Source organism: Elusimicrobiota bacterium, from assembly GCA_016706425.1.
Lineage (GTDB): Bacteria > Elusimicrobiota > Elusimicrobia > FEN-1173 > FEN-1173 > JADJJR01.
On the sequence record JADJJR010000001.1, the window covers coordinates 148,140 to 173,443 of the forward strand.

Here is a 25,304-nt window from a genome sequence, read left to right on the forward strand (position 1 = left end):
GTCATGGTCGGTCCTTTCGAAATCGATCGTTGAGCGCCCGCGCCCGGCGCAGCGCCGGCAGGGGCCAACCCTTGGCGAGGCGGCCCAGGGCGCCTTCGAAGACGTCCAGCGCGCGGCGCAGCGCGGCGTCGTTCTGGGTGAAAATCGCCCGCCAGAGGGCGGGGTCGGCGCCCGCCACGCGGGTGGCGTCGCGGAAACTGCCCGCCGCCAGACGGAAAAGCGGTCCCGCGCCCGCGTCGCCCGCCGTCAGCATGAGGGCGTCCGCGATCAGGTGGGGCAAATGGCTCACCACGGCGACGGCGCGGTCGTGGGCGTCGGGGGTCAGGCGCACCACCCGCGCGCCGAGGTCCCGCCAAAATTTTTCGGCCCGGGCCGTGACCCGGACCGGGGTTCCGGGGGCGGGCGTCACCACGCAAGGCGCGCCCCGGTAAAGATCGGCCCGGGCGTTTTCCACCCCGGTTTTCTCGGATCCCGTCATGGGGTGCGCCCCCACGAACACCGGCCCGCCGGGCGGGAACAGAGGCGCCATCGCGCGGAGGACCGCGCCCTTGACGCTCCCCACGTCCATGACGAGGGTTTTATTTTCGACGAAGGGCCGCAGACGCCGGGCCTGGTCGGCCAATTGGTCCACGGGCGCGCAGAGCACGAGCACGTCGGCGCCGGGCAGCGCCCGGGCCGGATCGGTGGTGGTTTGGTCGACGGCTCCCCGGCGGCGGGCCTTCGCCAACCGCGCGGCGTCGCGGCCCAGGCCGACGACGCGCCAACCCCGGCGGCGCAGGGCCAAGCCGAGCGAACCGCCCATGAGGCCGACCCCCGCGATGACGGCGCGCCGCATGGAACGTCTAAAGGGTGCGCCCGACCGCCTCGGCGACCTTGCGCAGTTCCTTGGCGATGTCGTGCAGTTGGGAGGGCAGGAGCGCTTGATGGCCGTCCGAGAGCGCCGTGGCCGGGTTCGGGTGGCACTCGATGATGACCCCGTCGGCCCCCGCCGCGATGGCGGCTTTCGCCATGGGCACGATGAAATCACGGACGCCCACGCCGTGCGACGGGTCCACGATGACCGGCAGGTGGGAGAGGTGTTTCAGCACCGGCACCGCGTTCAAATCCAACGTGAACCGTGTGGCGGTTTCAAAGGTTCGAATGCCGCGTTCGCAAAGCATGACGTTGGCGTTGCCTTTCGCGACGATGTATTCGGCGGCCATGAGCCATTCCTCGATCGTGGTGGCCATGCCGCGCTTGAGCATGACGGGCTTGCGCGTGCGGCCCACTTCGCGGAGCAAGTCGTAGTTCTGGGCGTTCCGGGCGCCGATTTGAATAATGTCGGCGTACGCCTCGATCAGTTCCACCTGGCGGGTGTCCATGACTTCGGTGATGACGGGCAAGCCCGTGGCCTTGCGCGCTTCAACCAACATTTTGAGCGCTTCTTCCCCGAGTCCCTGGAAAGCGTAGGGCGAGGTGCGCGGCTTGAACGCCCCGCCCCGCAGGATCTGGACACCGGCTTTTTTCAATTCCTTGGCCGTGGCCATCAGGTTCTCTTTAGTGTCCACCGAACAGGGCCCGGCCATGATGACGACTTCTTTGCCGCCGATCTTGACGTTGCCGACGGAAATGACGGTGTCGGTTTTCTTGAACACCCGGCTGACGGTCTTGTAGGGCTTCGAGATCGGGGTCACCACCTCCACCTGTTCCATGGATTGGAACAGGTCTTTGTGGGCGATGGCCTTGTTGCCCTCGCCGATCACCCCGATGACGAGGCGTTCGGCGCCCTGGGAAATTTGCGGCGTGAATCCCAATATTTTAATGCGGTCGATGACTTCTTTGACCTGTTTTTTGGTGGCGCCGCTTTTGAGCGTGACGATCATGGAAGCTTCCTCACTTGACTTGATTAAGGGCCGACAGGAACAAACGATTCTCCTCGGGGCGGCCGATGGTGACGCGGATGTGTTCGGGAAAGCCGTATTCGTCCATGGCGCGGACGATGACGCCCTTGCGCAGCAGGGCCTCAAAGACCGCCGCGCCGCGGCGGGGCGACACCCGAACGAGTAAAAAATTGGTGGTGGACGGCACGCAGGGGAATCCCATTTTTTCAAGGGCCTTTTGGACCTTGGCCTTTTCCCGGGCGACCAGCGCGACACTCCGTTTCAGGTGGGCGGTGTCCGACAGGGCGGCAACCCCGGCGGCCTGGGCCGGGATGGAGATGTTGAAAGGCGGCCGGACCCGTTCCAGGGTTTCAATGAGCGATTCCGGGCCGACGCCGTATCCCAAACGAACGCCGGCCAGACCGTAGGCCTTGGAAAAGGTCCGCAGCACGACCAAATTGCGGCCGGCTTTGAAGAAATCGAGGGCGCTCGGGTAGTCGCCCGCGGCGCGGGCGAACTCGTAATAGGCCTCGTCCACCACCGCCACAACCCGCGCGGGCAGGGTGATCAAAAACTCCTCCAGTTCCGTCTTGGAGTTGTGGGTCCCCGTCGGGTTGTTGGGGTTGGCGATGAACACAAATTTGGTCCGGGGCGTCACCGCCGCCGCCATGGCTTCCAGATCGTGGGTCAGGCCGCGCATCGGCACGGTGATGACCCGGCTGCCCATCAAGTCGCCCGCCATTTTGTAGCGGATAAACGCGTGATCGGACACGACGATGTCGTCTTCCGATGTGAGGTAGGCCTTGGCGAGTATTTCAATGAGCTCATCGGAACCCGCGCCCACCGTGACCTGGGCGGGTTTGACTTTCAAGTGACCGGCGAGCGCGCGGCGAAGCTCCGTGCTGAAACCGTCCGGGTAGAGGTTCACCCGCCGGGCGGCGGCGCGGAGAGCCGCGACGGCCTTGGGCGATGGGCCGAGCGCGTTCTCGTTGGACGCGAGTTTGACCACCCGTTTCAAGCCGTACATCTTCTTGACGGTGTCCATGTCCCGTCCGGGCACGTAGGGCGTGAATTGGGCGATCTCCCGCCGGGGCGCGATGAGGTCGTTTTCACCCATTATTTTCCCAGGCATCAGTAGTCCGCCCGGGGGTAACTGCCCAAAAGCTTGACGACGAGGCAGTTGGCTTTCAGTTTCTCCATCACTTTCTGCACCTTTTCATCGGAAATGTGCCCCAGGCAATCAATGAAGAAAACGTATTGCCACGCCTTCCGTTTGGTCGGCCGGGATTCGATTTTGGTCAGATTCAGCCGGGCGTCCTTGAAAACGCCGAGCAGGTCGTGCAGGGCCCCGACCCGGTCCCTCAAGGACACGAGGAGCGACGTCTTGTCCCGCCCGGAGCCCGAGGGCGCGGCCAGGCGCTTGCCGATGACGAGAAAACGCGTGCGGTTTTCCTTGACGTCTTGAATGGCCTGGGCGCGAATCGTCAAGCGGTACAATTCGGCCGCCAGGGGGCTGGCCACAGCGGCCACGCCCTCGTGGAGGGCCGCCTGGGCCGCGGCGTCCGCCGTCGAAGCCGCCGGGTGGACCGGCACCCCGGCGAGATGGCTTTCCAACCATTTGCGGCACTGGGCCAGGGCCTGGGGGTGCGAATGGATCGCCTTGATCTTTTTTCCACCGGGGGCCGTCATGAGACAGTGGGCGATGGGGTCCTGGCGTTCGGCGCAAATCACCAGGTCGGATTCCATGAACATGTCGAGAGTGTGGTTGACCACGCCTTCCGTGGAGTTTTCAATCGGCACCACGCCGTAATCGGCGCGGCCGCTTTCGACGTCGTCGAAAACGTCGGCGATGGATTTCTCGGGCAAGAACTCGGCGCCCCGGCCGAAATGCTTGAGGGCGGCCTGGTGCGTGTAGGTGGCTTCGGGGCCGAAATAGGAGACGCGGATCCGCTTCTGCAACAGACGGCAGTTGGCGATGATGGCGTTGAAAATGTCCTCAACGGCCTCGTTGGGCAGGGGCCCCGGGTTCGCCGTCGTCAGGCGTTCCAGGATCTCGCGTTCGCGGCCCGCCGCGACAACGTCCTGTCCGTGTTCGGCTTTCACGCGGCCGATTTTCTGGACGACGCGGGCCCGTTGGATCAGGGTTTTCAACAGCCCGTCGTCCAGGCCGTCCACTTGGCGGCGCAGCGCCGCGAGGCGTTTGTTTTTCTTCGTCATGTCGTTTCCTCGTTCAGACACAAGATCGCGGCCTGCCGGCGCGCCGTGGCTTCCCGCCGGTGGGAATGAAACCGCCGGTCGCAGGCGGTGCACCAGGGGGCCACCGTCACGGCCCGGACCCCGAACCGCCGCGCTTGGCGCCGCAGGGCGCGGGACAAATCCAGCCGGGCGCGGCCGTCGCGCGCCCGGACCACCGCCCCCGGCGCGGCGGCGAAATCCCGCGCGACCTCCTCGCCCACTTCGTAACAGCAGGCGCGGATGTGCGGCCCGATGGCCAGGCGGAGGTCCGTCGGCCGGAGTCCCCACCGCTGTCGCGCCGTTTCGATCGCGCGCGTCAAAATGCCCGCCGCCGTGCCGCGGCGGCCGGCGTGGATCAAGCCCGCGCGGCGGCCTTTGACGTCCAAAAGAAACACCGGGGCGCAGTCCGCGGTCAGCACACGCAACGACACCCCCGGCCGATCCGTCCACAGGGCGTCGGTGTCCGGCCGTTCCCGCGGTGCCGTCGGCCGCCGCACGACGCCCACGCGCACCCCGTGGGTTTGCCGTCCCCCCGCCCACCGAGCGGGCGCGAGCCCGGCGTCGCGCAACGCGCGTTCAAAATCGGCCGGCGCTCTCATGTCCCCGCGCGCGGCGCCGGTCACCCGCGCGGTCACGCCCCAACGGGTCTCCCAGCCGGTCAAAACCGACCAGCCGCCCCGCCAGCGCCACCCCCCCGTCACTCGGGAACGAATCCGGGCGTGTTCGCCCCGGCCTCGATCCCGCGCACGGCGAGCATGAACTCCTCGGGGTTGGAGGCGGCCGCCATACCCTCCTCCAACTTGATCTTTCCCTGGTTGTAGAGCAGCACCATGGCCTGGTTGAAGGTTTGCATGCCGTAAAATTTGCCGGTGCGGATCGCGTTGTAAACATCCATGAGACTGTTTTCCTCGATCGCCTTTTGAATGTGGGGTGTCACCACCATTATTTCCTGGGCCGCGACGCGGCCGCTGCCGTCCGCCAAGGGCAGGAGGCGTTGTGCGATGGCGCCTTTCAACGTCTCGGCCAGTTGCAGCCGCACCTGGGCCTGCTGGTGGGGCGGGTAAAGGTCCAAAATGCGGCTGATGATCTGGATGGTGTTGGTCGTGTGGATGGTCGACAGCACCAAGTGGCCCGTTTGAGCGGCGGTGATGGCGGCGGAGACGGTTTCCAGATCCCGCATTTCGCCCACCAGGATCACGTTCGGGTCCTCCCGCATGGCCGAGCGCAACGCGTCGGCGTAGTTGGAGGTGTCGAGGCCGAGTTCGCGCTGGTTCACGATGGATTTTTTGTTCTTGTGGACGAATTCGATCGGGTCCTCGATCGTCAAGATGTGGGCCTTGCGCGTGACGTTGATCTGGTCGACGATGGCCGCGAGCGTGGTCGACTTGCCGGATCCCGTGGTGCCGCTGACCAGGATGAGGCCGCGGCGGTTGTCGGCCATCTTTTCGACGGACGACGGCAGCCCCAGCGACCGGATGGTCGGGATTTGGCTCGGGATCGCCCGCAGGGCCAGGTTGACCAGGCCCCGCTGCGTGTAGATGTTGACGCGAAAACGCGGGCCACCGGACACGGAGAACGCCAAGTCCACTTCGTTTTTTTGTTCGAAGCGCGCGCGCACTTTTTCCCCCATGATGAAATAGGCGAGGTTGCGCGTTTCCTCCGCGGTCAAGGGTTGTCCGATTTTCGACGGTTCGAGGTCGCCGTGCAGGCGGAGCATGGGGATGAACCCCGGTCCGACGTGCAGATCGGAGGCTTTGCGTTCGTCCACTTCTTTGAGCAGCGTTTGAAGGATTTGTCGGGCGTCCATGGTTTCTCTCGTTGTCAGGTCAGTTTTCGCACTTTGCGCCGCAAATACGCGGGGCGGCGCAAATCGTCGTCCAGCAAAGGCGCGTCCCCGGCGGGGGCCCGGAACGCCACGGCCCGGACGGATTCGGGGGTGGCCGTCGGGCGCGCGCCGGTCCGTCGCGCCGAAGCGCGCCGCGCCGGCGGGAATCCCGTGGCGATGACGGTCACCAAAAAGCGTTCCTCCAGGGCATCGTCGAATACTTGGCCGTAAAACACGTGCGCGTCCGCGCTGGCCGCGTTCTTGATGAAATCCATGGCTGTCTTCACTTCAAACAGCGTGATCGATTTGTTGCCGCTGATGTTGACCAGGAGGCCCTTGGCCCCGTCGATCGTGAGGTTTTCCAGGAGCGGCGACTGGACCGCCATTTTGGCCGCGCTCAGGGCCCGCCCTTCGCCGTGGGATTCCCCCATGCCCATCAGGGCCTCCCCCGCGCCGGACATGATGCTGCGCACGTCGGCGAAATCCACGTTGATGAGCCCGTGCCGCGTGATGACGTCCGTGATGGCTTGCACCGCCTGGCGGAGCACGTTGTCGGCCGTGCGGAACGCTTCGAGGGAGGTGGTCGATTCGTCGATGATATCGAAAAGGCGGTCGTTGGGAATCGCCAGCATGGTGTCGACATGCGGGCGCAGTTCCTCGATGCCCTGGTCGCCCTGGTTTTTTCGGACCTGGCCTTCGAAATCGAAGGGCCGCGTGACGACGGCCACCACCAGGGGTTTGGGGTCCAACTCCCGGGCGATCTGGGCGACGACGGGCGCCGAGCCCGTGCCGGTGCCCCCGCCCATGCCCGCCGTGATGAAAACCATGTCCGCCCCGGTCAAAACCTCGCGGATGCGGTCACGGCTCTCCTCGGTCGCTTGGCGGCCCAAAATTGGGTTGCCGCCGACGCCCAGGCCTTTGGTGATGCGTTCGCCCAACTGGAGCCGCACGGGCGCGCGGTTCCGGCGGAGGGCCTGGCTGTCGGTGTTGGCGGCGATGAACTCGACGTGGGAGAGGCCGCTTTCGATCATGCGGTTGACGGCGTTTCCCCCCGCCCCGCCCAGGCCGATGACCTTGATGAGCGCCGGTTGCTCGTTAAAATCTTCGCTGAACTTGATCTGCACCATTTTAAAAGAGGTCCTCCACAAGACCGCGCAGTTTTTGGCCCAACCCGACGCGCCGCACGGCCCGTCGGCTGCGGGACCAGTCGCCCAAATGTCGGTAGGTGACGACGCCCAGGGCGGTGGCGTAGCCCGGGTTGGCCAGGATTTCCGGCGCGCCCGTCAGGTTTTGGGGCAGGCCCAGCCGCACCGGCAAATCCAATATTTGCTCGACGGCGGCCGACAAGCCCTGCAACTGGGCGCCGCCCCCCGTCAACACCACGCCGCCCCCGGCCACGTGGTCGGCGTAGTTGGAGCGCTGCAATTCCTCGGACACCAGGGTAAAGATTTCCTCCACGCGCGGCGCGATGTAATCGAAAAGGGTGGAGCGCTTGATGTGCCGCGGGGTGCGGCCGTCCACGCTTGTGTATTCGATGTCCTCGTCGATATTGCCCTCGGCCAAGGGGCGGCTGGCGGCGCCGTGTTTTTCCTTCACCTTTTGCGCCTGGAGGAGCGAGGTGCGCAACGCGTGCGACAAATCGTGGCTGATGGCGTCGGAGCCGATGGGCAACTCCTTGGTGAACCGCACGCTGCCCTCGGCGTAGACGGCGAGCCCCGTCGTCTGGCCGCCCACGTCGATCAACAAACAACCCAAGCCTTTTTCCTCGGCCGTGACCACGGCGTCGCCCACCGCCAGCAAACCGTAAATGGGTTCTTCCACGTCGAACCCGGCGCGGGCGATGGCCTTCCACACGTTGTTCAGGTGGCTCTGGCTCGCGGTGACGATGTGGACGTCGGTTTCGAGGAGGGTCGCCTCCATGCCGACGGGGTTGGGCACGCCGCTTTGGCGGTCCAAGATAAAATCCTGGGGAATGACATGGACGATTTCCCGGTCGGGGGAAATGGGCACGGCCTTCGTGCTTTCCACCACCTGGTCGCGGTCCGCGAGCGTGATTTCCTTGTCGGTCCGGGCGATGTTCATGGCGCCGTGGTGGTTGAAGGTCTGGATGTGGCCGCCGCGCACGCCGATCAAAACGCCCCGGGTGGCGCCCGTGAGGCCGGCCATTTCCTCGGCGGCCTCCACCGCGCGGGTGATGGACCGGGCCGTTTCGTCGATGTTGATCACGACCCCGCCTTTGAGGCCGGGACAGGCCTGACGGGCCGCGCCGACGGCTTCCGGGGTTTCCGTGTCCGGGTCCAGCTTGGCGACGACGGCGACCACCTGGCCGCTGCCGATGTCAAGCCCCGTGATGACGTCCGGTTTGGGCATTCGGTTCCTTTTCCAAATTTTTCGGTTTGATGACGATGCGCTGATCGTCCACAAAGCGCGCGTAGACGACGCCGTCCCGGGCTTCCGGGGCGGACAACACCCGCCCCAGGCGCCGGGCCTTCGCGACGACCACGGCGGGGTCGAGCGCCACCGGCCCCCAATGCACCGGCAGGTCCTCCGACAGATAAAGCACCGCCTCCCCGTCGGGGGACATTTTAATCTTGTAGAGGCGTTCCGTCCAGGCCTCGCGGGTCGCGTTGATCCGTTCCAGAAACATCAAAGCGCCCAGGGGGGAGTCCCCGACAGTCCCCGGCGACAGGATCACCAGTCCGTCCCCCACCGTTTCCAGGGGGAACACCCGGCCGTCGACGTCAATCCCGTGCCAACGGTCGCCTTCCAACCGGCGGGCCACGGCGCGACGGGCCGACATCCGCACGGTCACAACCCGGTTCCAACCGCGCCGCACGCTCGCTTTTTCCAGTTGGGGGAATTCCGCGAGCAGGCGTTTTTCGATCCGCCGGGACGAAAACCGAAACAGCCCGTCGCCCGCCTTCAGCGGCGGGTTCTCGAGCAACTCCGCCGGCACCGGTCCTTCGTAGGCAACCCGGTCGATCCGCCACCGCGTGGAGGCCCCCACCCCGTGGGCGACGCCCCAAGCGGCGGCCCCCGCCGACACCAGGAAAAGAGCGATTTTGACCCAGAGCCACACCCCTTCGGCGAGCGACCGCCATTGATAGGCCATGTGGCTCCTCCGCATAGAAACTTTCAACCGGCGTCGGACGGGGTTACGACGCATATTGACCCTTGTGCCTTAAAACGCCCATCGGGCCATCCCGCCGCGCCAGGGCCAGCAACCGCAGCACCAGCCCGTCAAAATCCAATCCCGCCGCGCGCGCGGCGTCGGGCAACAACGAGACATCCGTCAAACCGGGCAGGGTGTTGACCTCCAAGAGCCACGGCCGACCCCGGCGGTCCACAATGAAGTCCACGCGGCTGACATGACGGCATCCCAGGGCCCGGTGGGCGGCCACCGCCGCGGCCTGGGCGGCGCGGGCGCTCGCCGCGGGGATCCGGGCCGGGACCACGTGCCGCGATCCGCCGGGCGCGTATTTCGAATGGTAATCATAAAAAGCGTGCCGGGGAATGATCTCCACCACGGGGAGGGCCGTCTCTCCCAAAACACCGACGGTAACCTCGGTCCCGGTCACCCGCCGCTCGATCAACACCTCGCGTTCCCAGCGGGCGACGCGGCGGACGGCGCGGGCCAAATCCGACGCCCGGTCCACGAGCTCCACACCGACGGCCGAACCTTGGCTCGCGGGCTTGACGACCCAGGGGCCGGGCACGCCCCGCGCCGGGTCGGCGGGCAGCGCGCGCGCGTCCACCGCCCGTCCCGGCGGAACGGCGAGTCCCGCGTTTTCAAAAATCGTTTTGGCGGTGGGTTTGTGCATCGCCAGAGCGCTGGCCCGCACCCCGCTGCCCGTGTAGGCGACGCCCCGGAGGTCCAAAAGACCCTGCAACCGGCCGTCCTCCCCGAAAGACCCGTGGGTCGTCAGGAAAGCCAGGTTGACGCGGTGGCGGCGCAAATCCCGGTCGATGTTCGGGGACACGTCGATGAACACGTGGGGCAGGGCCCAGCGCCGCAGGGCGGCGGCCACGGCCCGGCCGCTTTTCAAGGCGATCGGCCGCTCGGCGGACCATCCCCCCGCCAGAACCGCCAAACGGCGGCGGCGCAACAAGGTCCGTTCCCGTTGAATATCCGCGGGCGCGATCGAAAGAGAGGTCATTCCCCCACCGTCCAGACTTCGAGTTCGAGAGCCGTGCCGAACCGGTCCCGCACGGTGTTCTGTATGAGCGCGATGAGTTGGCGCACGTCCGCCGCCGAGGCGTTGTCCACGTTTTCAATGAAATTGGCGTGTTTGGGCGACAGCCGGGCGCCGCCGATCCGGCGGCCTTTGAGCCCGGCCGCCTCGATCAACCGCGCGGCGAAATCGCCGGGCGGGTTCTTGAAAACCGAACCGCAATTTTTGGTGCCCAGGGGCTGACGCTCGGTCCGCCGCGCGAGCTGTTTATCGACGGAAGAGAGGATATCATTTCTGTCCCCTCGCCGCAATTTGAGTTGGGCGGAGAGAGCCCAGCCGTCGCCCAGGTCCGCGCGGCGGTAGCCGAACAACAATTCGGCCCGGGGCACGGTCCGAACGCGCCCTTCCCCGTCCATCAAATCGACGGATTCGACCAGCGCGCCCAAATCCCCCTCGGGCGTGCCGGCGTTGGTTCGCAGCCCGCCGCCCAGGGTCCCGGGAATGCCGCAGAGGGGTTCCGCCCCCGTCAGCCCCCGCTCGGCGGCCTGGCGGGCGAAGCGCGGCAACAGAACGCCCGCGCCGACGTGGGCGGCGTCCCCCTGAAAGCGAACCTCTTCGAATTCCCCCCGAAGACGAACCACCCCCCCGCGCACGCCCCCGTCCCCGACCAAAAGGTTCGACCCCTGGCCGATGGGCATGAGAGGGACGCCGTGGACATGGCCCCAGCGGCGCAGGGCGGCGAGATCATTTCGAGAGCCGATTTCGACAAAAAAGTCCGCGGGACCGCCGATGCCCCAGGTGGTGTGGCGGGCGAGGGGTTCCGCGGGGCGGACGCCCGGGAAATTCTCTTGGAGATCGGCGAGGGCGCGGGCCGGGATCGTCACGCCAGATCTTTGAGGAGGCGTTCCCCCCACTTCCAGACGTCGCCGGCGCCCAACGTGAGGACGACGTCGCCGGGACGCACCAGGCCGCGGAGTTGCTCGGGGCCATTGGCGGCCGGAAGGCGCACCGCCGCCCGTCCGTGGGCGGCGAGCCGCTCCGCCAGGGCGTCGCTCGAAACGCCCGGAATCGGCGATTCCCCGGCGGCGTAAATGTCCAAGAGACCGAGCACGTCGGTTTTTTCAAAACAGGCGGCGAACTCCGCCCCCAGCAACCGGGTGCGGCTGTAGCGGTGGGGCTGGAAAAGCGTGACCAACCGGCGGTCCGGCCAGCGTTGGCGCAGGGCCGCCAGGGTGGCGCGGATCTCCGTCGGGTGGTGGCCGTAATCATCCATCACCGTGACCCCGCCGGCGTCCCCCTTTTTTTCCAAGCGGCGGCCCACGCCCTCAAAGCGCGCCAAGGCGTCGGCGATGGCCTCAAAAGACAACCCCAATTCCAAGCCGGCCCCCACCGCGGCGAGGGCGTTGGCGACGTTGTGCCGGCCCATGACGGGCCAACGGACGGTTCCCATCGCCCGACCCGCCCGCGACACGCTGAAGACTGTTTCCGTCGGCCCGGCCCGGAGGTCTTCGGCCCGGATTTCGGCGTCCCCCGCGAACCCGTAGGTCACCACGGGCCGTCGAACGCGCGGCAAAAGGCGGCGGGACCCCGGGTCGTCGATGCCCAAAAACACGGTTCCGTAGAAAGGCACTTTGTTGGCGAAGGCGTCGAAGCCGTCGGTCAGTTTGTCCACGGAGCCCCAATAGTCCAGGTGGTCGTCGTCGATGTTGGTGACCACGGCCAGGGTGGGCGTGAGCTTCAAAAACGAGCCGTCGGATTCGTCGGCTTCGGCCACCAGGTAGTCGCCGCGGCCGACGCGGGCGCCCGTGCCGATGTTGTGCATGCGTCCGCCGACGACCACCGTGGGGTCGAGCCCGCCCGATTGCAGGACCAGCGAGATCAAGGACGTGGTGGTGGTTTTGCCGTGGGTGCCGGCGACGGCGACCGTGTATTTGAGGCGGGCCAGCTCGGCCAACATCTCGATGCGGGGGATCACGGGAATGTTTCGCCGGTGGGCTTCGACCACCTCGGGGTTGTTCGCGGCGACCGCCGTCGAGGTGACGACGACGTGGGCCCCCGCGATGTTTTCGGCGCGGTGCCCCAGGGCCACCGCCGCGCCCAATTGTTCGAGCCGACGCGTGGTGTCCGAGGCTTTCGCGTCGGACCCCGAGACCTTGTAGCCGAGGGTGATCAACACCTCGGCGATTCCGCTCATGCCGGACCCACCGATGCCCACGAAATGGATGTGTTGGATGCGCTTGAACATCGGCCTACTTTACCGAAATCGGAGCGTTCCCCCAAGACGGCCCGGCCGAGGGTCAAGCCACATGGAGGAGGGCGAACTTCAAGTACTCGGTTTCCGGCATGGTCGGGCGCACGGGATGGTCGGGACCCGCCCCGCCCTGGTGGATGATTTTGACTTTTCGTCCGGCGACGTGGGCCGCCCGGGCGATGATTTGCCGGAAGGTGTCGCGGTCGATGTGCTGGGAGCAACTCGCCGTCGCCAAAAACCCGCCCCCGGCCACGCGTTTGAGCCCCAGGGCATTCAACCGGATGTACGCCTCCACCGCGGCGGGCACGTTCTTTTTGGAGGGGGCGAAACGCGGGGGATCCAACACCACGATTTCGAAGGTGTCCTTCACCCGCCCCAGGTGGGCGAAGGCGTCCTCTTCCTCGAAGACCGCGCGGTCGGCCCAACCGTTTTTCTCGGCGATGACGCGGGCCAGGGACACGGCCGCGGCCGAGGCGTCCACCCCGACCACCCGACGCGCACCCGCCCGGGCGCAATAATGCGAAAACCCCCCCGTGTGGCAGAACACGTCCAAAACATTTTTCCCCGCGGCCAACGCCGCCACGGCGCGGCGGTTGTCCCGTTGGTCAAAAAAGTAGCCGGTTTTCTGCCCTTGGGTGAGGTCCGCCGCGAGGGCGATGCCGTCCGACGAGAACCAATGGGGCGTCCCGGGCGCGCCGTCGAGCACGCGCACCTCCTCGGGCAACCGCTCCAGCCGCCGGGCGGCGTTGTCGTTCTTGAGGACGATGGCGGCCCAGGGGCCCGCGGCCCGCAGCGCCGCGAGCAGCTCGGGCAGCAAAACGTCCATTCCCGCGGCGAAGGATTCCACCACCAGGGCGTCCCCGAACCGATCGATGACGAGGCCGGGCAAATCGTCCGACTCCCCGAAGACCCACCGGTAAGCGTTGTCCGTGAAAAGGGCTTCCCGCAGGGCCCGGGCCGCGGCCAGCCGTTGCGGGAAAAAATCCGCCGGCAGGGCGCGGTCGCGGCGGTCCAGCAGGCGCCCCGCGATGAGGGATTGGGGGTTGTAAAACCCCAGGCCGAGGTATTCATCCCGCGCGGTGACAAAACGGGCGAGGGCCCCCGGCGTCGTTCCCACCGGGGCTTCGGCGATCTCGTTCGAAAACACCCACAGGTGGCCGCGACGGAGGCGCCGGTCCTCCTGGGGACGGAGTTTGACCGTGGGGAGTTCCCCCGGCGCGGCCGGGGCCGACGCCGTCGTCAGGAGAGGCGACAGGGATGGAGCGCGTTTCGATTTTCGCGGTGGACCGACTCGTTTCTTCATGGAACCCCCCAGATGGGATGCATTTGCGGAATCACCGCGACCCGCGGCAGGCGGGCCTTTGCGGCCTTGTAGAAAACCGCCACCCGGTCGGCGGCGGGCGGACGGACAAATTCGATGAACGGCGCGGACGCGCCCGACAACCGGTTTTCCAAACTCGGAAGAACGGTCACCGGCTGAAGGATGAGCGGCGGCGCGGGGTTCAACCCGGCCAGCAGATCCACCGCGCGCTCCATCTCCGCCTCGGTCGTGCGGGACGTCAGGACCACTTTGGCGAAGGCCTTGGCCCCGGCCAGTTCGAAAAACGCCCGGTGTTCCTCCCAAAAGGGCCGCCCGACGGCGGAGGGCAATTTGACGTCCGCGGCCACGACGTCGCACAACGCGGCGATTTTGCGAAAGGGGACGGGGTGCGTGGCGCTGGTTTCCAAATGGATTTCCAGGCCCCGGGTTTTCAATTCGGGAATGAGCGCCGCCAAGAAATCCGCCCGCAGGACGGGTTCCCCGCCCGTGAGGCTGACGCCGGAATGCCGCCGTTCCGCTTGCAATTCGTCCACACGGGCCAGGATCTCTGCCGCCGTCCGCCGGGGATGACCGGCGTCGTCCAGGCTCCCCGGGGTATCGCAATACACGCACCGCCACGGGCATCCGGCGAAGCGAATGAAAATCTGGCGTTCGCCGAGACGCAGGCCCTCCCCCTGCAGGCTGGAAAAGATTTCCGCGACGGGCGCGGCGGGAGCGGGGTTCACCGCCGCGTCGGGTCCGGACGGCCGGCGTCGGCGAAACCGCGCTCGCGCAAACGGCAGGAATCGCACCGTCCACAAGGACGGCGGCCGCCCCGGTAACAGGACCAGGTGAGGGCCCAGGGCACTTTGAGTTTTTGGCCCAAACGCACGATGCCGGCTTTCGTCAAGCGCAGGAGCGGGGCCTGAACGCGGATGGGGCGCCGGGTTTCTTCCCCCCTCCGGGTTCCCAACTGTCCGGCGCGGGCCATGGCGGCCAAGTAGCGGGGCCGGCAATCGGGGTAACCCGAATAGTCGAGCGCGTTGGCGCCGATGACCACGTGGTCCGCGTCGATCGCGTCGGCGCAGGAAAGGGCGAAGGATAAAAAAATCGTGTTGCGCGCCGGCACGTAGGTCGAGGGCAGCGGCCCACGGCCGATGCGGGCCGAGGGCACCTCGGGCAATGGCGCTCGGCCGTCGAGCAGACTCGACCCCCCCCACGGCAGGCGGATTTTGATGACATCGAGGGGGCATCCCGCCGCTCGCGCCAGGGCGCGCGCCGACGTTAGTTCTTTGCGGTGACGTTGGCCGTAATCAAAAGCGAGGGCGCGGCACCGCCATTTTTTGACGCGCCGCGCCCACCAAAGGGCCGTGGCCGAATCGAGTCCACCCGACAGCAAAACAACCGCGCGCGGTGGCATCAGCGACGGGCGGCCGCTCGCAGAGCTCGCGGCACCTGGGGCGGCAGAGCCGCTTTGGCGGGCGGGGCGTCGACGCCTTCCAACGCGATGCGGCGGACATCGGGAAGGGCCCAACCGAAGAGCCGTTGGGCGGTGTGGGCGAATTTGCCCGGGTCGTCCGAAGAATAGAAAACGACGCGGCCCTTTCCCCGTCCGGGCCGCAACAGGCCATCCTGTTCCAGGCGGCTGCGCACGGCCTTGGCGGTTTCGTCGGCGGAATCGATCAATTCCACCCGCCCGGCCGCCCGGCGAAGGGTGGGTTTCAAGAGCGGGTAATGGGTGCAGCCCAGGACGAGGGTGTCTATTTTTTTGGCGAGGAGGGGCGCCAAATACAGTCGGGCCACGGCGCGGGTCACGGGGTGCGACACCCAGCCCTCCTCCGCCAAGGGAACAAACAGCGGGCACGCGCGGGCGAAGGTTTTGACGGACGGGTCCAACCGTTGGATGGCGTCTTCGTAGGCGCGGCTGCGGACGGTGGCTTCCGTGCCGATAATCCCGACGCGGCCGGAGCGGGTGGCCGCCAGAGCGGCGCGGGCCCCGGGCTCGATCACCCCGAGGACGGGCAACGGCAGGAAGGCGCGCAAATCCCGGAGCGCCAGGGCGGACACGGTGTTGCAGGCGGTGACCATCATTTTCACGTTTTGCCGTTTGAAGAACCGGGCGATCTCCAGGGAAAACCGCCGCACCGCCTCCGGGGATTTGGAACCGTAGGGCACGCGGGCCGTGTCGCCCACGTAAACAAAATCTTCCCGGGGCAAAAGAGCGGCGAGGGCGCGCAGGACCGTCAACCCGCCCACGCCGGAATCAAACACCCCGATGGGTTGTCCCGCCGCGGTCATCCGCCCCCCCCGGAAGTCGCCGAGTGGGCCAGGCGCGCCTGAATTTTTCGCTTTTCGTAGTCCAGCAGGCCCGCGTAGACGGCGTCGATGATGCGTTGTTGATGGCGCGCGGACCGCAGCAAACCTTCTTCCTTGGGGTTCGTGATGAACGCGGTTTCCACAAGCACCGCCGGCATGGCGGTCCCGCGCAGGACGTAGAAGCCGGCCTGTTTCACCCCCCGGTTGAGGGACCCCAATCGTTTGTCCGCCTGGCGGGCGATGTGGGCGGCCACCGTCGAGGATTCGTTGATGTGTTCGTTGCGGGCCAGGGCCCACAGCAGTTCCTCCACTTTTCCCCGGGCTTTCCCCCCCAACCCCTCCAATTCGATCACCGCGTTTTCGCGGCGGGCGACGGCGGCGGCTTCGTCGTCGGTGGCCTTTTCCGATAGGAAATAAATTTCAAATCCGCTCGACGCCGCGTTGAGGCCGGCGTTGCAGTGGACGGAAATGAACAGGTCGGCCTTGGCTTTGTTGGCGATGGACGATCGTTCCTGCAGGGTGAGAAAGCGGTCATCGGAGCGGGTCAGAATCACCCGGAACCGCCCTTCCGCGTTGAGCAGATCGGCCAAGCCCCGCGCCACCTGCAGGTTCACGTCCTTCTCGTAGGTGCCGTGGGGGCCCACCGCGCCCACGTCTTTGCCGCCGTGGCCCGCGTCGATCACGATGGTGCGGAGCGGCGAAAGGGTGAGCGTCGCCGCGTCGAGGTCCGCGCGGGGCGAGGACCGACGCGGCGCGGGCAGGGCGGCGCGGCCGGCGTGCCCGGAAGCGGACGGGGGTTCATCACCGAGCCCCGGGTCGATCGCCCCTTCCCCGCGTCGGTGGGCTTCGATGATCAGCGCCCGAGGCATGGGGTCCAGGCGGATTTCCGGCGGCGCGGCGTGGGACGTGAGAGCGACGGTGAAATCGGTGAGCCGGCCCTGGGGGGAGATCTCCACCGATTCGATCAGGCCGTCGTCGACCGAGACTTTCTCCCAGTCCCGGGCTTGGCCGTTGTAAAACCGGACCACGAGGGTGGTCCCGCGGCGCGCCAGCAGACGGTATTCCACACGGGGCCCCAATTCCACGACCACCCGGCTGCGGTCGGGATAGGAAAAATAGCGCGGCGACGAAACGGACGGGGTGGGATCGACGGTGAGGCTTTTGCGTTCGGCGGACCAGTCCACCCGGGCCGCGGCGAGGCTTTGAAATTCGGGGGTCGTCAAAAAAGAGACGGGGATGTAGGCCGCGCTGCCCCACACCTGTACGGGGGCTTCCAGGCGCACGGGTTTCCCAAGCACCTGGGCGGTGGAACTGTCCAAATCGAATTGAACCACTCCGCCCTCTCGATGGTAGCTGACGCGCCGGGACACTCCCCGCCATTGGATGCGCCCGCCGAAAAGCCGCCGAACCGTTTGCAAAGAAACGCTGGGGGTTCCCTCGATGCGGCGCAGGGGAAGGTTCGTGAGAAACCGTCCGTCGACCCCGGCCGAAAAGCGATCTTCCGGCCAGGGCGCGGGGCGGCCGCCGGCGCGAAGCGCGCCGGGCCCGGCCAACAGGGCGGCGACGAGGAGAAAGGGAATCCGGAGCGGGGTCATCGAAATAGCCAACGGAGACAGTATAGAATAACCAGAACCCCGACGAAAAACCGGATCCGTCCCACCGTCAAAAAGGATGTCGGCCCGGCGCCGCCCATTTTTCCCCATTCCGACCAAAAGGCGATGTCCCCGTCGGAAGGACGGGCCGTGTTCGCGGGGCGGACGGCCACGGCGCCTTTGGCGCGAAGCCCCTCGAGCAAGGCGGGGGAAACGTCGTTGCGGTGCAAATGCTCCAGCAAGTCGCGCACGTGGGCCGGGGCGCCGGGGTCGCCGCGGCGGTAGACGCGGCCGTCGATCCGGACGGAAACCCGCGCCGTGTTTTCCCGCGCGCCCGCCGGAGCTCCGCCCGCGCGCTCGGTGGACCATCGGGCCAGGACGGCCGGCGTGGCGCCTTCGCGACGAACGCGGGCCATGAGGTCCCGCACGTCGGCGGGCAAATGGGGGTCCGTGGAATGGTGGGGCACGCCGTTCAAAACGATTTTGATCGGCGCGTCCGACGGGGCGGGGCCGGGGGGGAGGGTCAAGGGTTTGAAGCAAGCCCAACAGTGGTCGCGGACGGGCTCGTTGCCGCGACCGCAATGGGCGCAGGTCGTTTGTCCGGGTTCGACGGAAGCCGGCGCGTCGACGCCGGCGATTTCGAGGCGCTCAAATCGCGTCCAACGGGCCAGGACCGCCGCGCTGTCCGACGGCGGGCCCGACTCGAGGCGATCGAACCGGTCGTGGGTCACGCGGTCCGCGTTGCCCCGCTGGCGGGGCGCGCCCGGGTGCGCGCCCAGGTTCGCAGGTCGCCGATTTGGTCGGCCATCGTCGTGGAAAGGGGGACGGTTTCGGCCAAGGCGTTTTTCAGGTCTTCCGTCGAGAGGTCCCGCCCGGCCGCGAAGGCGCTGTGCAGGCCTTCGATGACGGCCTGTTCGATTTCCGCCCCGGAAAACCCCTCCGCCATCCGCGCCAAAAGGCCGGCGTCGAAGGCCGCGGCGTCCCGCTTCCGTCGACGGAGATGGATGGCGAAGATGTCCAACCGCTCTTTTTCCGTCGGCAGATCGATGAAGAAAATCTCGTCCAGCCGCCCCTTCCTCAACAGTTCGGGGGGAAGTTGGTGGATGTTGTTCGCGGTCGCGGCCACGAACACGGGTTTCTTTTTTTCCTGCAGCCAAGTGAGGAAGGTGGAAAATATCCGGCTCGTGGTTCCCGCGTCCACCGAACCCGAGGACTGGGACCCCGAAAGGCCCTTTTCAATTTCATCCAGCCAGAGGACGCAGGGCGCCACGGATTCCGCGGTCTTGATGGCCCGGCGCATGTTTTCTTCCGATTGGCCGACATATTGGCCAAAGATGGACCCCATATCCAGCCGCAACAGGGGCATTTTCCAAAGCGCACTAATTGCTTTGCAGGTCATCGATTTTCCACAACCCTGAACCCCCATTAACAGGAGACCGCGGGGCTCCGGAAGACCGAATTGTCGCGCTTTTTCGGTAAACGCTTCACCCCTTTTCGAAAGCCATTCCTTAAGAAGGTCAAGCCCTCCGATTTGGCCAAAGGCCTCCTGGGCCTCAAAATATTCCAACAGGCGGGATTTGCGGATGATCTGTTTTGTCTCGGCGAGCAAGGTGTCCTCAACTTCCTCAACAGTCAACCGCCCGTCGCCCAGGGTTTTGTCGTGGACAAGGGCCCGGGCCAGGGCGTTTTCCGCCTCCGCCAGGGTCAACCCCTGGGCCGCCTGAACGATTTTCTCGCGCTCGGCGGGGGAAAAATCAACATGAAAATGGCCGCCCATGACGGAACTGATCACGCTGTCCACCAGGGGGCTGAGCTCTTTTTTTCCGGGCAGATCGTAATCGATCACCGTGATGTCTTTTTCCAACTCCACGGGAATCGTTAAGACGGGCCCCAGAAAGACGATGGTTTTATAGGTGGATTTAAGGTCATTCACAAGGTCGCGAAGACGCCGAATGATCTTAGGGTCCTGCAGATGGGGATGGAAATCTCGAAAAACAAAGATCGCCTTCTGGCCCGACCGCCCGACTTCCTCCAGGGCGGCCATGGGCTCAAGGGAAGATCCGGCGGAGGCGCTGGAAAGACCGGCGAGACCCCGCGTGGCCGACCAAGACAAAAGAACCTTTCCCTGGGCACGGGCCAGGCCCTGGAGAAAAGCCTCCACCCGGGATTCTTCCCAACTGACTATATAGAGGAGGGGGTATCGCGAACGGATGAGGATATCGATTTCATTTTCGTTATCGGTGAGCTGAGAATTTAAATTATTGATTTCCATTTTACCGTCCAGTGAATGAATATTATCCTACACTCAGAGAATTCATCTGTCAATAGACAACAACGTTGAGGCACCGCACCAATGATTCACGTGAAACTTGACAGTGAAACAACTTTATAAATAGAATGATTCACGTGAAACTTTACGGTGAAACAGGGGGAAACGTGGCCGAAACTATCGAAAATGGCATATCGGACTTTGAAAAGGGTCTTATACTGGGGCTGCTGATTGGCGAAGGACATTTCGGCGGGGACGGGAAACAAGCACACATCACCCTCCGCATGCACGCGCGACACGAAACATTGTTGCGCTGGATCTTCGACCGTGTCCCCGGATCAAAAATTTACGGGCCCTATCACCACGGCGGCCGCCACTATTTTCAGTGGATGTGCCGCGGGGAATCCCTGAAAAAAAACCTCATCCCCCTTCTTCTGTCCACGCCCCACCAGTCCCTGGACCCCCACAGCTTCGCCCGATTCATGGACATGCTCACCCAATACAAAACATTCCATTCGTCCGAAAAGATCGCATCAATAGCGTCGGGGCCGTCGGAAGAAAAAAATAAGAACTAAACCGGCGATGAATCCGCCGCTGTGGGCCCACCAGGCCACGCCACCCCCCAGGGCCCCGCCGGCCGCCGTGTGCAACAGGGCTCCATAACCCTGAAAAGCCTGGACAACAAACCAAAGGCCGAGAAAAACGAGGGCCGGAATTTCGACGAATTTCAGAAAAACAAAAATGGGGATAATGGCTGTCACCCGGGACCCGGGATAGAGAACAAAATAGGCCCCCATAATACCGGCGATGGCTCCCGATGCTCCCACCATGGGCACCGCGCTTGAGGGGAATAGAAAGGCCTGGGCCAAACCCGCCGCCACCCCGACGATCAGATAAAAAATCAAATACCGAAAATGCCCCACGCGGTCTTCCACGTTATCGCCGAAGATCCAGAGATACATCATATTCCCGATCAAATGGGACCACCCGCCGTGTAAAAACATGGACGTCACCACTCGAACCCCGTGGGACCAGGGGTCGTTGAATAGCACTGCCGGTATCAGGGCCCAGTTACCGAAGAAACGCTCCAGGGCCTGGGGGGAAGGTTGCCGCAGTTCCAAAGCGAATACCCCGATATTCCCCAGGACCAAAAGAATGTTGACGATGGGGAAGGTGCGGCTGACCACGTTGTCGCGGATGGGGATCATGGTCCTCTCTTAATCGGCCGGTGTTCAATGCGTTCGGCTTCCGTCAACTGCTGATTGGCCTCGGTAAACCGCCCTTGCGCGGTTAAGAAACGGGCAAAACGGATGCGCGGGGCCACCCAATAAGGGTCTAGACCGAGGGCCCGGCTAAATGAAATTTCGGCCCGGCGACGATCCCCCGATTTTGCCAAGGCTTCGGCCATGGCAAAATGCGCCCGGGAATCGCCCCCGTTTAGCGCCACGGCGCGTTCCGCCGAGTGCAGCGCCTCCTCGACGTTCCCCGTCAACAACCAAGCGCGCGACAACACCGCCTGGGCCCGAGACAATTCCGGGTAAGCGTCCGCCGTCAAGCGGGCGTCCACGGCCGCGTCGGGGTTGCGCCCCAAATCCAGGTACACTTCGGCCCGGGCCAGCAGAGCCGCCGGATGTTCCCGGTACGCGGAGACCAACCGGTCCGCCCAGCGCAACCGATCGTCCGGGTCTTCCCGCCGCCGCGCCAATTCCATCATGCCCAAAATCCCCTCAAAGGAATCGCCTTCCAAACTCAACGCCTGACGAAAGGCCCGTTCGGCCTCCTGGTGTTTCCCGCGACGCGTGGCCAATTTTCCCCGGGCCACCACCAACCCCACGTTTTGCTGAAGAGCAACAAACCGAAGAAGAGCCAAACGCTCGACGCCGGACAAGTCCAAGGTTTCGGGGGATTGAAAAAGTTCCGAGGTCAGCGGAATCACCTGCGGCGCCAAACGATCCAACGCGGACTCGGCCTCGACCCAACGGCCGGACTCGGCCAAACATTCTGTCCACAGGAGTCCCGCCTCGACGTGGGCGTTGTTGCGGTTGAAAAGGGATTCGAAGGCCGCCGAGGCCTCGGCCCGGCGCCCTTGGATTTTCAAAATTTGGCCCAGGGCCAATTCCAAGGGGTAATCGAACCGGTTCGCCGGACGTATCTCCGTCAAAAGGTCCATGGCCCGTCGGTGATGGCCCGCGTGAAGGTTCGTTAAGGCGATCCGAGCTCGCAGGTCCCGGTCTTCGGGCGCGATCGCCAACAGCAGGTTGTAAAATTTCAAGGCGGAGGCGTACTTGCCTTGATCGAAATCGAAATCAGCCTGCAACCGGGCCAGCCTACGATCGTTGGGAAAACGAGCCCAACCGGCTTTTAAAATCTGAAGGAGGCCCTCCGGATTCCCTAGACCTCGATAGACACCGGCGAGCAGCAAGTAAGGCCGCATGTCATGGGGGGAAATCGCCCGCGCCGCCTCCAGGTCATCCCGGGCGAAAGCTCGGCGATCACGCAACAAATTGATAACGCCCATTCCAAGGGCGCCGTCGAAATTCTTTGGGAATTCCGATTGAAGCCTTCGGAAATCCTTTTCCGCCAATTCGATGGCGCCCTTCAGAAACAAAGCCCGGGCGCGCAAGACCAGGAGGACTTCTTCTCGATCTCGGGAAAAGTTTTTGCGTTCGATTGCGGTGTTTAAAATCTCCACCGCCTCCCCGGCTTCGCCTCGGTCGAGCGCGCGACGGGCTTGATTCCAAGGCAAGGACCGCTGCCAAAACCAGAGGCCCGCCGTCACCATTGTGATGAAACCGGCCGCTACCGTGATGTTCAACTCGATCCGCCGTCTTTTCACCAGAGGGGCCTCTTGGCCGGAATTCCCGGCCTTCTTGGATAACGATCTTCAATTTGATCTGTTTTTTCAATGCAAACAATGAATCGATCGTGGTCGGTCCCGGGAAGTCGATACCCAATCAGGCCCCCCGATCGGGCGCCCAAATCCCCCAAATGCGTAATCGCGGCCTCCAGCTCCCCGGGGGCCTCCAGGCCGCGGTGCAATAGGCAAAGACCGCCCACCCGAACAAAAGGCAAGGTCAATTCCAACACCACGGGCAATCGTCCCACGGCGCGGCAAAACGCCACATCGTGGGTTTCCCTTTGTTCGCCTTCCCGCGCCAATTCCTCTGCCCGACCCCAAAGAGCGGAGACATTGCCGGCTCCCGCGGCGACCGCCAAGCCGCTCACCGCGGCCTGTTTCTTTCGGATCCCGTCCAACAGAACGACCCGGCATTCGGGGAGGGCCAGCGCCAGGGGGATCCCGGGAAATCCTCCGCCGGTTCCGACGTCAATCCCGGTGCGAATGCGACCGGGCAGCCCGCGCAGGGCCTGGAGGGAATCCGCCACGTGGGCGGGGCCGTCGCGAAGCGGATCGAAGGACACCAAATTGACCCCGGCGTTGGCGGCCGCCAACGCGTCCAGGTAAAGATCGGCGCGGGGGAAAAAATCGGCGGGAAGGGACAGCCCGCCCAGCGTGTCCGCGAGCGCGTCCCACCGGGAGGGAGCCGAGGAATTCAAGCGGCGAAGGGCTCTCCGCGGCGCCGCGCGAGATGAACCAACAACACCCCCACGTCCGAGGGGTTCACGCCCGGGATGCGGGCCGCCTGGCCCAGGTTGGACGGACGGACGCGTTTGAGTTTTTGCCGCGCCTCGGTGAGCAGGCCCGTCAATCGGTCGTAGTCCAAGTCCGGGGGGATTTGGCGGCTCTCCATCCGACGGAACTTGGCGATGTCTTGGCGTTGACGTTTCAAATACCCCCAATAGGTTTTTTCAACGCCCACCTGCCGCAACACCGTACCGTCGTCCCAAAGGCCGATCGGGATCGGACCCACCGGATTGGCTTCACCGGTCACCGCCGCGGGCACGGGCGAGAAATAGGGGGATTCCGCGTCCTTGGGCAATGCCGCCCGCGCCGTTGTCCAGAGTCGTTCGCGGAACCGGCAAAAACGATCGTAGGTTTCAGCCGAAACCAAACCGCGACGCCGGCCGTGGTCGATCAACCGCAGGTCGGCGTTGTCCCAGCGAAGTCCCAAACGGTGCTCGGCGCGGGAGGTCATCAACCGGTAGGGCTCGTCGATCCCCTTGGTCACCAGATCGTCGATCATCACGCCGATGTAGGCTTCGTCGCGCCCGAGCGTGAGGGGCGCTTCGCCGTGCAGAGACGCCACGGCGTTGAGGCCGGCGATCAACCCCTGACCCGCCGCCTCCTCGTAACCCGTCGTGCCGTTGATCTGGCCGGCGAAGAACAGCCCGTCCACGCCCTTGGTTTCCAAGGACAATTTCAATTGGGTCGGGGGACAGTAATCGTATTCGACCGCGTAACCGTAGCGAACGATGCGCGCGTTCTCGAACCCGGGGATGGAACGCACCACCGCGTCTTGGACGTCCTCCGGCAAACTCGTGGAAATCCCGTTGGGGTAAATCTCGGTCGTCGCGTACCCCTCCGGTTCGACAAAAACGTGGTGGGAGGCGTGGTGGGCGAATTTGACCACCTTGTCCTCAATGGACGGGCAATACCGCGGCCCCGTGGCCGTGATGGCCCCGGCGTAAAGGGGCGAGCGGTGGAGGTTGTCGCGGATGATTTGATGCGTGCGCTCGGTGGTTCGGGTCAACCAACAGGGGAGCATTTTTTGCGTCAGCGCCGGGGTCGCGTGGGAGAAGGGGATGGGGGGATCGTCCCCCGGCGCGATTTCGCAACGCGCGTAATTCAACGTGGCCCCGTCCAGCCGGGGAGGCGTCCCGGTCTTGAGCCGGCCGATTTCAAAGCCCAGCGCTCCCAAAGAGGACGACAACCGCGCCGCCGGGGGTTCTCCCGCGCGCCCACCGTCCGTCCGTCGAGGGCCCGTGTGCAACAAGCCGCGCAAAAAAGTTCCCGCGGCAATCACCACGGCGCGGGCCGCGACCCGCGCGCCCCGGGTTGTGAGCACGCCCGACACGCGCCCGTTTTCCGTCAACACCGCGTCCACCTCGTCTTCCAAAACCGTCAGATGGGGCTGGGCGCGGACCGTGGCGATCATGGACTCCCGGTAAAGGGAACGATCACACTGCGCGCGGGGACTCCACACGGCGGGGCCCTTGCCCCGATTGAGCATTTTGAACTGCAGACCGGCGCGGTCCGTGGTCCGCGCCATCTCGCCCCCGAGGGCGTCGATCTCCCGCACCACCTGGCCTTTGGCGACGCCGCCGATGGCGGGATTGCACGACATTTGGCCGATTTTCCCGGCGTTTTGCGTGATCATCAACGTGGCCACCCCGCGCCGCGCGGCGGCGAGGGCGGCTTCAATGGCGGCGTGGCCGCCGCCGACAACAATTAAAGACGGGGTTTCCATGGCGTTTTGCCGCCGTATTATATCACGCGGGGACCGGCCCGCGGCTTCGCCGCCCGCGCGGGCACCACCCGTCATCAGAAACCCCGGAGACCGCGCAAGTGTGGTAAAATAAAGTTTTC

24 protein-coding genes are annotated in these 25,304 nt (G+C 65.2%); 1 reads left to right on the top strand and 23 read right to left on the bottom strand.

Going from position 1 to position 25,304, the window contains the following annotated elements:
- Nucleotide 1 precedes the first annotated feature (1 nt).
- Genes IPI56_00545 through IPI56_00635 form a run of 19 tightly spaced genes read right to left on the bottom strand, consistent with a single transcriptional unit; the run spans nucleotide 2 to nucleotide 19,822 of the window.
- On the bottom strand, nucleotides 2-835 hold the full coding sequence (locus IPI56_00545; GenBank protein MBK7544229.1) for a prephenate dehydrogenase: 834 nt from the start codon (nucleotides 833-835) through the stop codon (nucleotides 2-4).
- A 7-nt stretch (nucleotides 836-842) separates the two neighbouring features.
- Nucleotides 843-1,862, bottom strand: coding sequence for a 3-deoxy-7-phosphoheptulonate synthase (gene aroF, locus IPI56_00550; protein MBK7544230.1), 1,020 nt, complete (start codon nucleotides 1,860-1,862; stop codon nucleotides 843-845).
- Nucleotides 1,863-1,872: 10 nt separating this feature from the next.
- Complete coding sequence (locus IPI56_00555) at nucleotides 1,873-2,976, bottom strand: histidinol-phosphate transaminase (GenBank protein MBK7544231.1); 1,104 nt, start codon at nucleotides 2,974-2,976, stop codon at nucleotides 1,873-1,875.
- A gap of 14 nt (nucleotides 2,977-2,990) precedes the next feature.
- Nucleotides 2,991-4,076: a prephenate dehydratase gene (gene pheA, locus IPI56_00560; GenBank protein MBK7544232.1), complete on the bottom strand. Its 1,086-nt coding sequence runs from the start codon at nucleotides 4,074-4,076 to the stop codon at nucleotides 2,991-2,993.
- Nucleotides 4,073-4,795, bottom strand: coding sequence for a polyphenol oxidase family protein (locus tag IPI56_00565; protein MBK7544233.1), 723 nt, complete (start codon nucleotides 4,793-4,795; stop codon nucleotides 4,073-4,075). The genes pheA and IPI56_00565 overlap by 4 nt, the downstream gene beginning before the upstream one ends.
- Entirely contained in the window at nucleotides 4,792-5,901 is a 1,110-nt protein-coding gene (locus IPI56_00570) for a type IV pilus twitching motility protein PilT (GenBank protein ID MBK7544234.1), read from the bottom strand. The genes IPI56_00565 and IPI56_00570 overlap by 4 nt, the downstream gene beginning before the upstream one ends.
- A 14-nt stretch (nucleotides 5,902-5,915) precedes the next feature.
- A complete protein-coding gene (gene ftsZ, locus IPI56_00575) occupies nucleotides 5,916-7,046 on the bottom strand; it encodes a cell division protein FtsZ (protein MBK7544235.1) in 1,131 nt (376 codons plus the stop codon).
- A 1-nt stretch (nucleotide 7,047) separates the two neighbouring features.
- Nucleotides 7,048-8,289, bottom strand: a complete 1,242-nt coding sequence (gene ftsA / locus IPI56_00580) for a cell division protein FtsA (protein MBK7544236.1) — start codon at nucleotides 8,287-8,289, stop codon at nucleotides 7,048-7,050.
- Entirely contained in the window at nucleotides 8,258-9,031 is a 774-nt protein-coding gene (locus IPI56_00585) for a hypothetical protein (protein MBK7544237.1), read from the bottom strand. Before IPI56_00585 ends, ftsA begins: the two co-directional genes overlap by 32 nt.
- A gap of 43 nt (nucleotides 9,032-9,074) precedes the next feature.
- Nucleotides 9,075-10,076, bottom strand: a complete 1,002-nt coding sequence (locus tag IPI56_00590; GenBank protein MBK7544238.1) for a D-alanine--D-alanine ligase — start codon at nucleotides 10,074-10,076, stop codon at nucleotides 9,075-9,077.
- A complete protein-coding gene (gene murB, locus IPI56_00595) occupies nucleotides 10,073-10,975 on the bottom strand; it encodes a UDP-N-acetylmuramate dehydrogenase (GenBank protein MBK7544239.1) in 903 nt (300 codons plus the stop codon). The genes IPI56_00590 and murB overlap by 4 nt, the downstream gene beginning before the upstream one ends.
- Entirely contained in the window at nucleotides 10,972-12,336 is a 1,365-nt protein-coding gene (locus IPI56_00600; protein MBK7544240.1) for a UDP-N-acetylmuramate--L-alanine ligase, read from the bottom strand. Before IPI56_00600 ends, murB begins: the two co-directional genes overlap by 4 nt.
- A gap of 52 nt (nucleotides 12,337-12,388) precedes the next feature.
- Entirely contained in the window at nucleotides 12,389-13,645 is a 1,257-nt protein-coding gene (locus tag IPI56_00605) for a class I SAM-dependent rRNA methyltransferase (GenBank protein MBK7544241.1), read from the bottom strand.
- Complete coding sequence (locus IPI56_00610; GenBank protein MBK7544242.1) at nucleotides 13,642-14,388, bottom strand: 7-carboxy-7-deazaguanine synthase QueE; 747 nt, start codon at nucleotides 14,386-14,388, stop codon at nucleotides 13,642-13,644. Before IPI56_00610 ends, IPI56_00605 begins: the two co-directional genes overlap by 4 nt.
- Entirely contained in the window at nucleotides 14,385-15,062 is a 678-nt protein-coding gene (gene queC / locus IPI56_00615; protein ID MBK7544243.1) for a 7-cyano-7-deazaguanine synthase QueC, read from the bottom strand. Before queC ends, IPI56_00610 begins: the two co-directional genes overlap by 4 nt.
- The gene (locus IPI56_00620; protein ID MBK7544244.1) at nucleotides 15,062-15,940 is read right to left on the bottom strand and encodes a glutamate racemase; all 879 of its coding nucleotides are present in this window, start codon (nucleotides 15,938-15,940) and stop codon (nucleotides 15,062-15,064) included. Before IPI56_00620 ends, queC begins: the two co-directional genes overlap by 1 nt.
- Nucleotides 15,937-17,553, bottom strand: a complete 1,617-nt coding sequence (locus IPI56_00625) for an N-acetylmuramoyl-L-alanine amidase (GenBank protein ID MBK7544245.1) — start codon at nucleotides 17,551-17,553, stop codon at nucleotides 15,937-15,939. The genes IPI56_00620 and IPI56_00625 overlap by 4 nt, the downstream gene beginning before the upstream one ends.
- Nucleotides 17,550-18,281 (bottom strand): hypothetical protein, encoded by a 732-nt coding sequence (locus tag IPI56_00630; GenBank protein ID MBK7544246.1) that lies wholly within the window; start codon nucleotides 18,279-18,281, stop codon nucleotides 17,550-17,552. The genes IPI56_00625 and IPI56_00630 overlap by 4 nt, the downstream gene beginning before the upstream one ends.
- The gene (locus IPI56_00635; GenBank protein MBK7544247.1) at nucleotides 18,278-19,822 is read right to left on the bottom strand and encodes an AAA family ATPase; all 1,545 of its coding nucleotides are present in this window, start codon (nucleotides 19,820-19,822) and stop codon (nucleotides 18,278-18,280) included. Before IPI56_00635 ends, IPI56_00630 begins: the two co-directional genes overlap by 4 nt.
- A gap of 188 nt (nucleotides 19,823-20,010) precedes the next feature.
- On the opposite strand from IPI56_00635, the gene IPI56_00640 reads away from it, so the two are divergent.
- A complete protein-coding gene (locus IPI56_00640; GenBank protein ID MBK7544248.1) occupies nucleotides 20,011-20,394 on the top strand; it encodes a hypothetical protein in 384 nt (127 codons plus the stop codon).
- Here IPI56_00640 and IPI56_00645 read toward each other — a convergent pair.
- The 4 genes from IPI56_00645 to mnmG are packed head-to-tail and all read right to left on the bottom strand — an operon-like array spanning nucleotide 20,353 to nucleotide 25,185.
- On the bottom strand, nucleotides 20,353-21,027 hold the full coding sequence (locus IPI56_00645; GenBank protein MBK7544249.1) for a rhomboid family intramembrane serine protease: 675 nt from the start codon (nucleotides 21,025-21,027) through the stop codon (nucleotides 20,353-20,355). The two genes, IPI56_00640 and IPI56_00645, sit on opposite strands and share 42 nt — an antisense overlap.
- Nucleotides 21,024-22,655 (bottom strand): tetratricopeptide repeat protein, encoded by a 1,632-nt coding sequence (locus IPI56_00650; protein MBK7544250.1) that lies wholly within the window; start codon nucleotides 22,653-22,655, stop codon nucleotides 21,024-21,026. The genes IPI56_00645 and IPI56_00650 overlap by 4 nt, the downstream gene beginning before the upstream one ends.
- Nucleotides 22,652-23,374, bottom strand: coding sequence for a 16S rRNA (guanine(527)-N(7))-methyltransferase RsmG (locus tag IPI56_00655; protein ID MBK7544251.1), 723 nt, complete (start codon nucleotides 23,372-23,374; stop codon nucleotides 22,652-22,654). Before IPI56_00655 ends, IPI56_00650 begins: the two co-directional genes overlap by 4 nt.
- On the bottom strand, nucleotides 23,371-25,185 hold the full coding sequence (gene mnmG / locus IPI56_00660; protein ID MBK7544252.1) for a tRNA uridine-5-carboxymethylaminomethyl(34) synthesis enzyme MnmG: 1,815 nt from the start codon (nucleotides 25,183-25,185) through the stop codon (nucleotides 23,371-23,373). Before mnmG ends, IPI56_00655 begins: the two co-directional genes overlap by 4 nt.
- Nucleotides 25,186-25,304 lie beyond the last annotated feature (119 nt).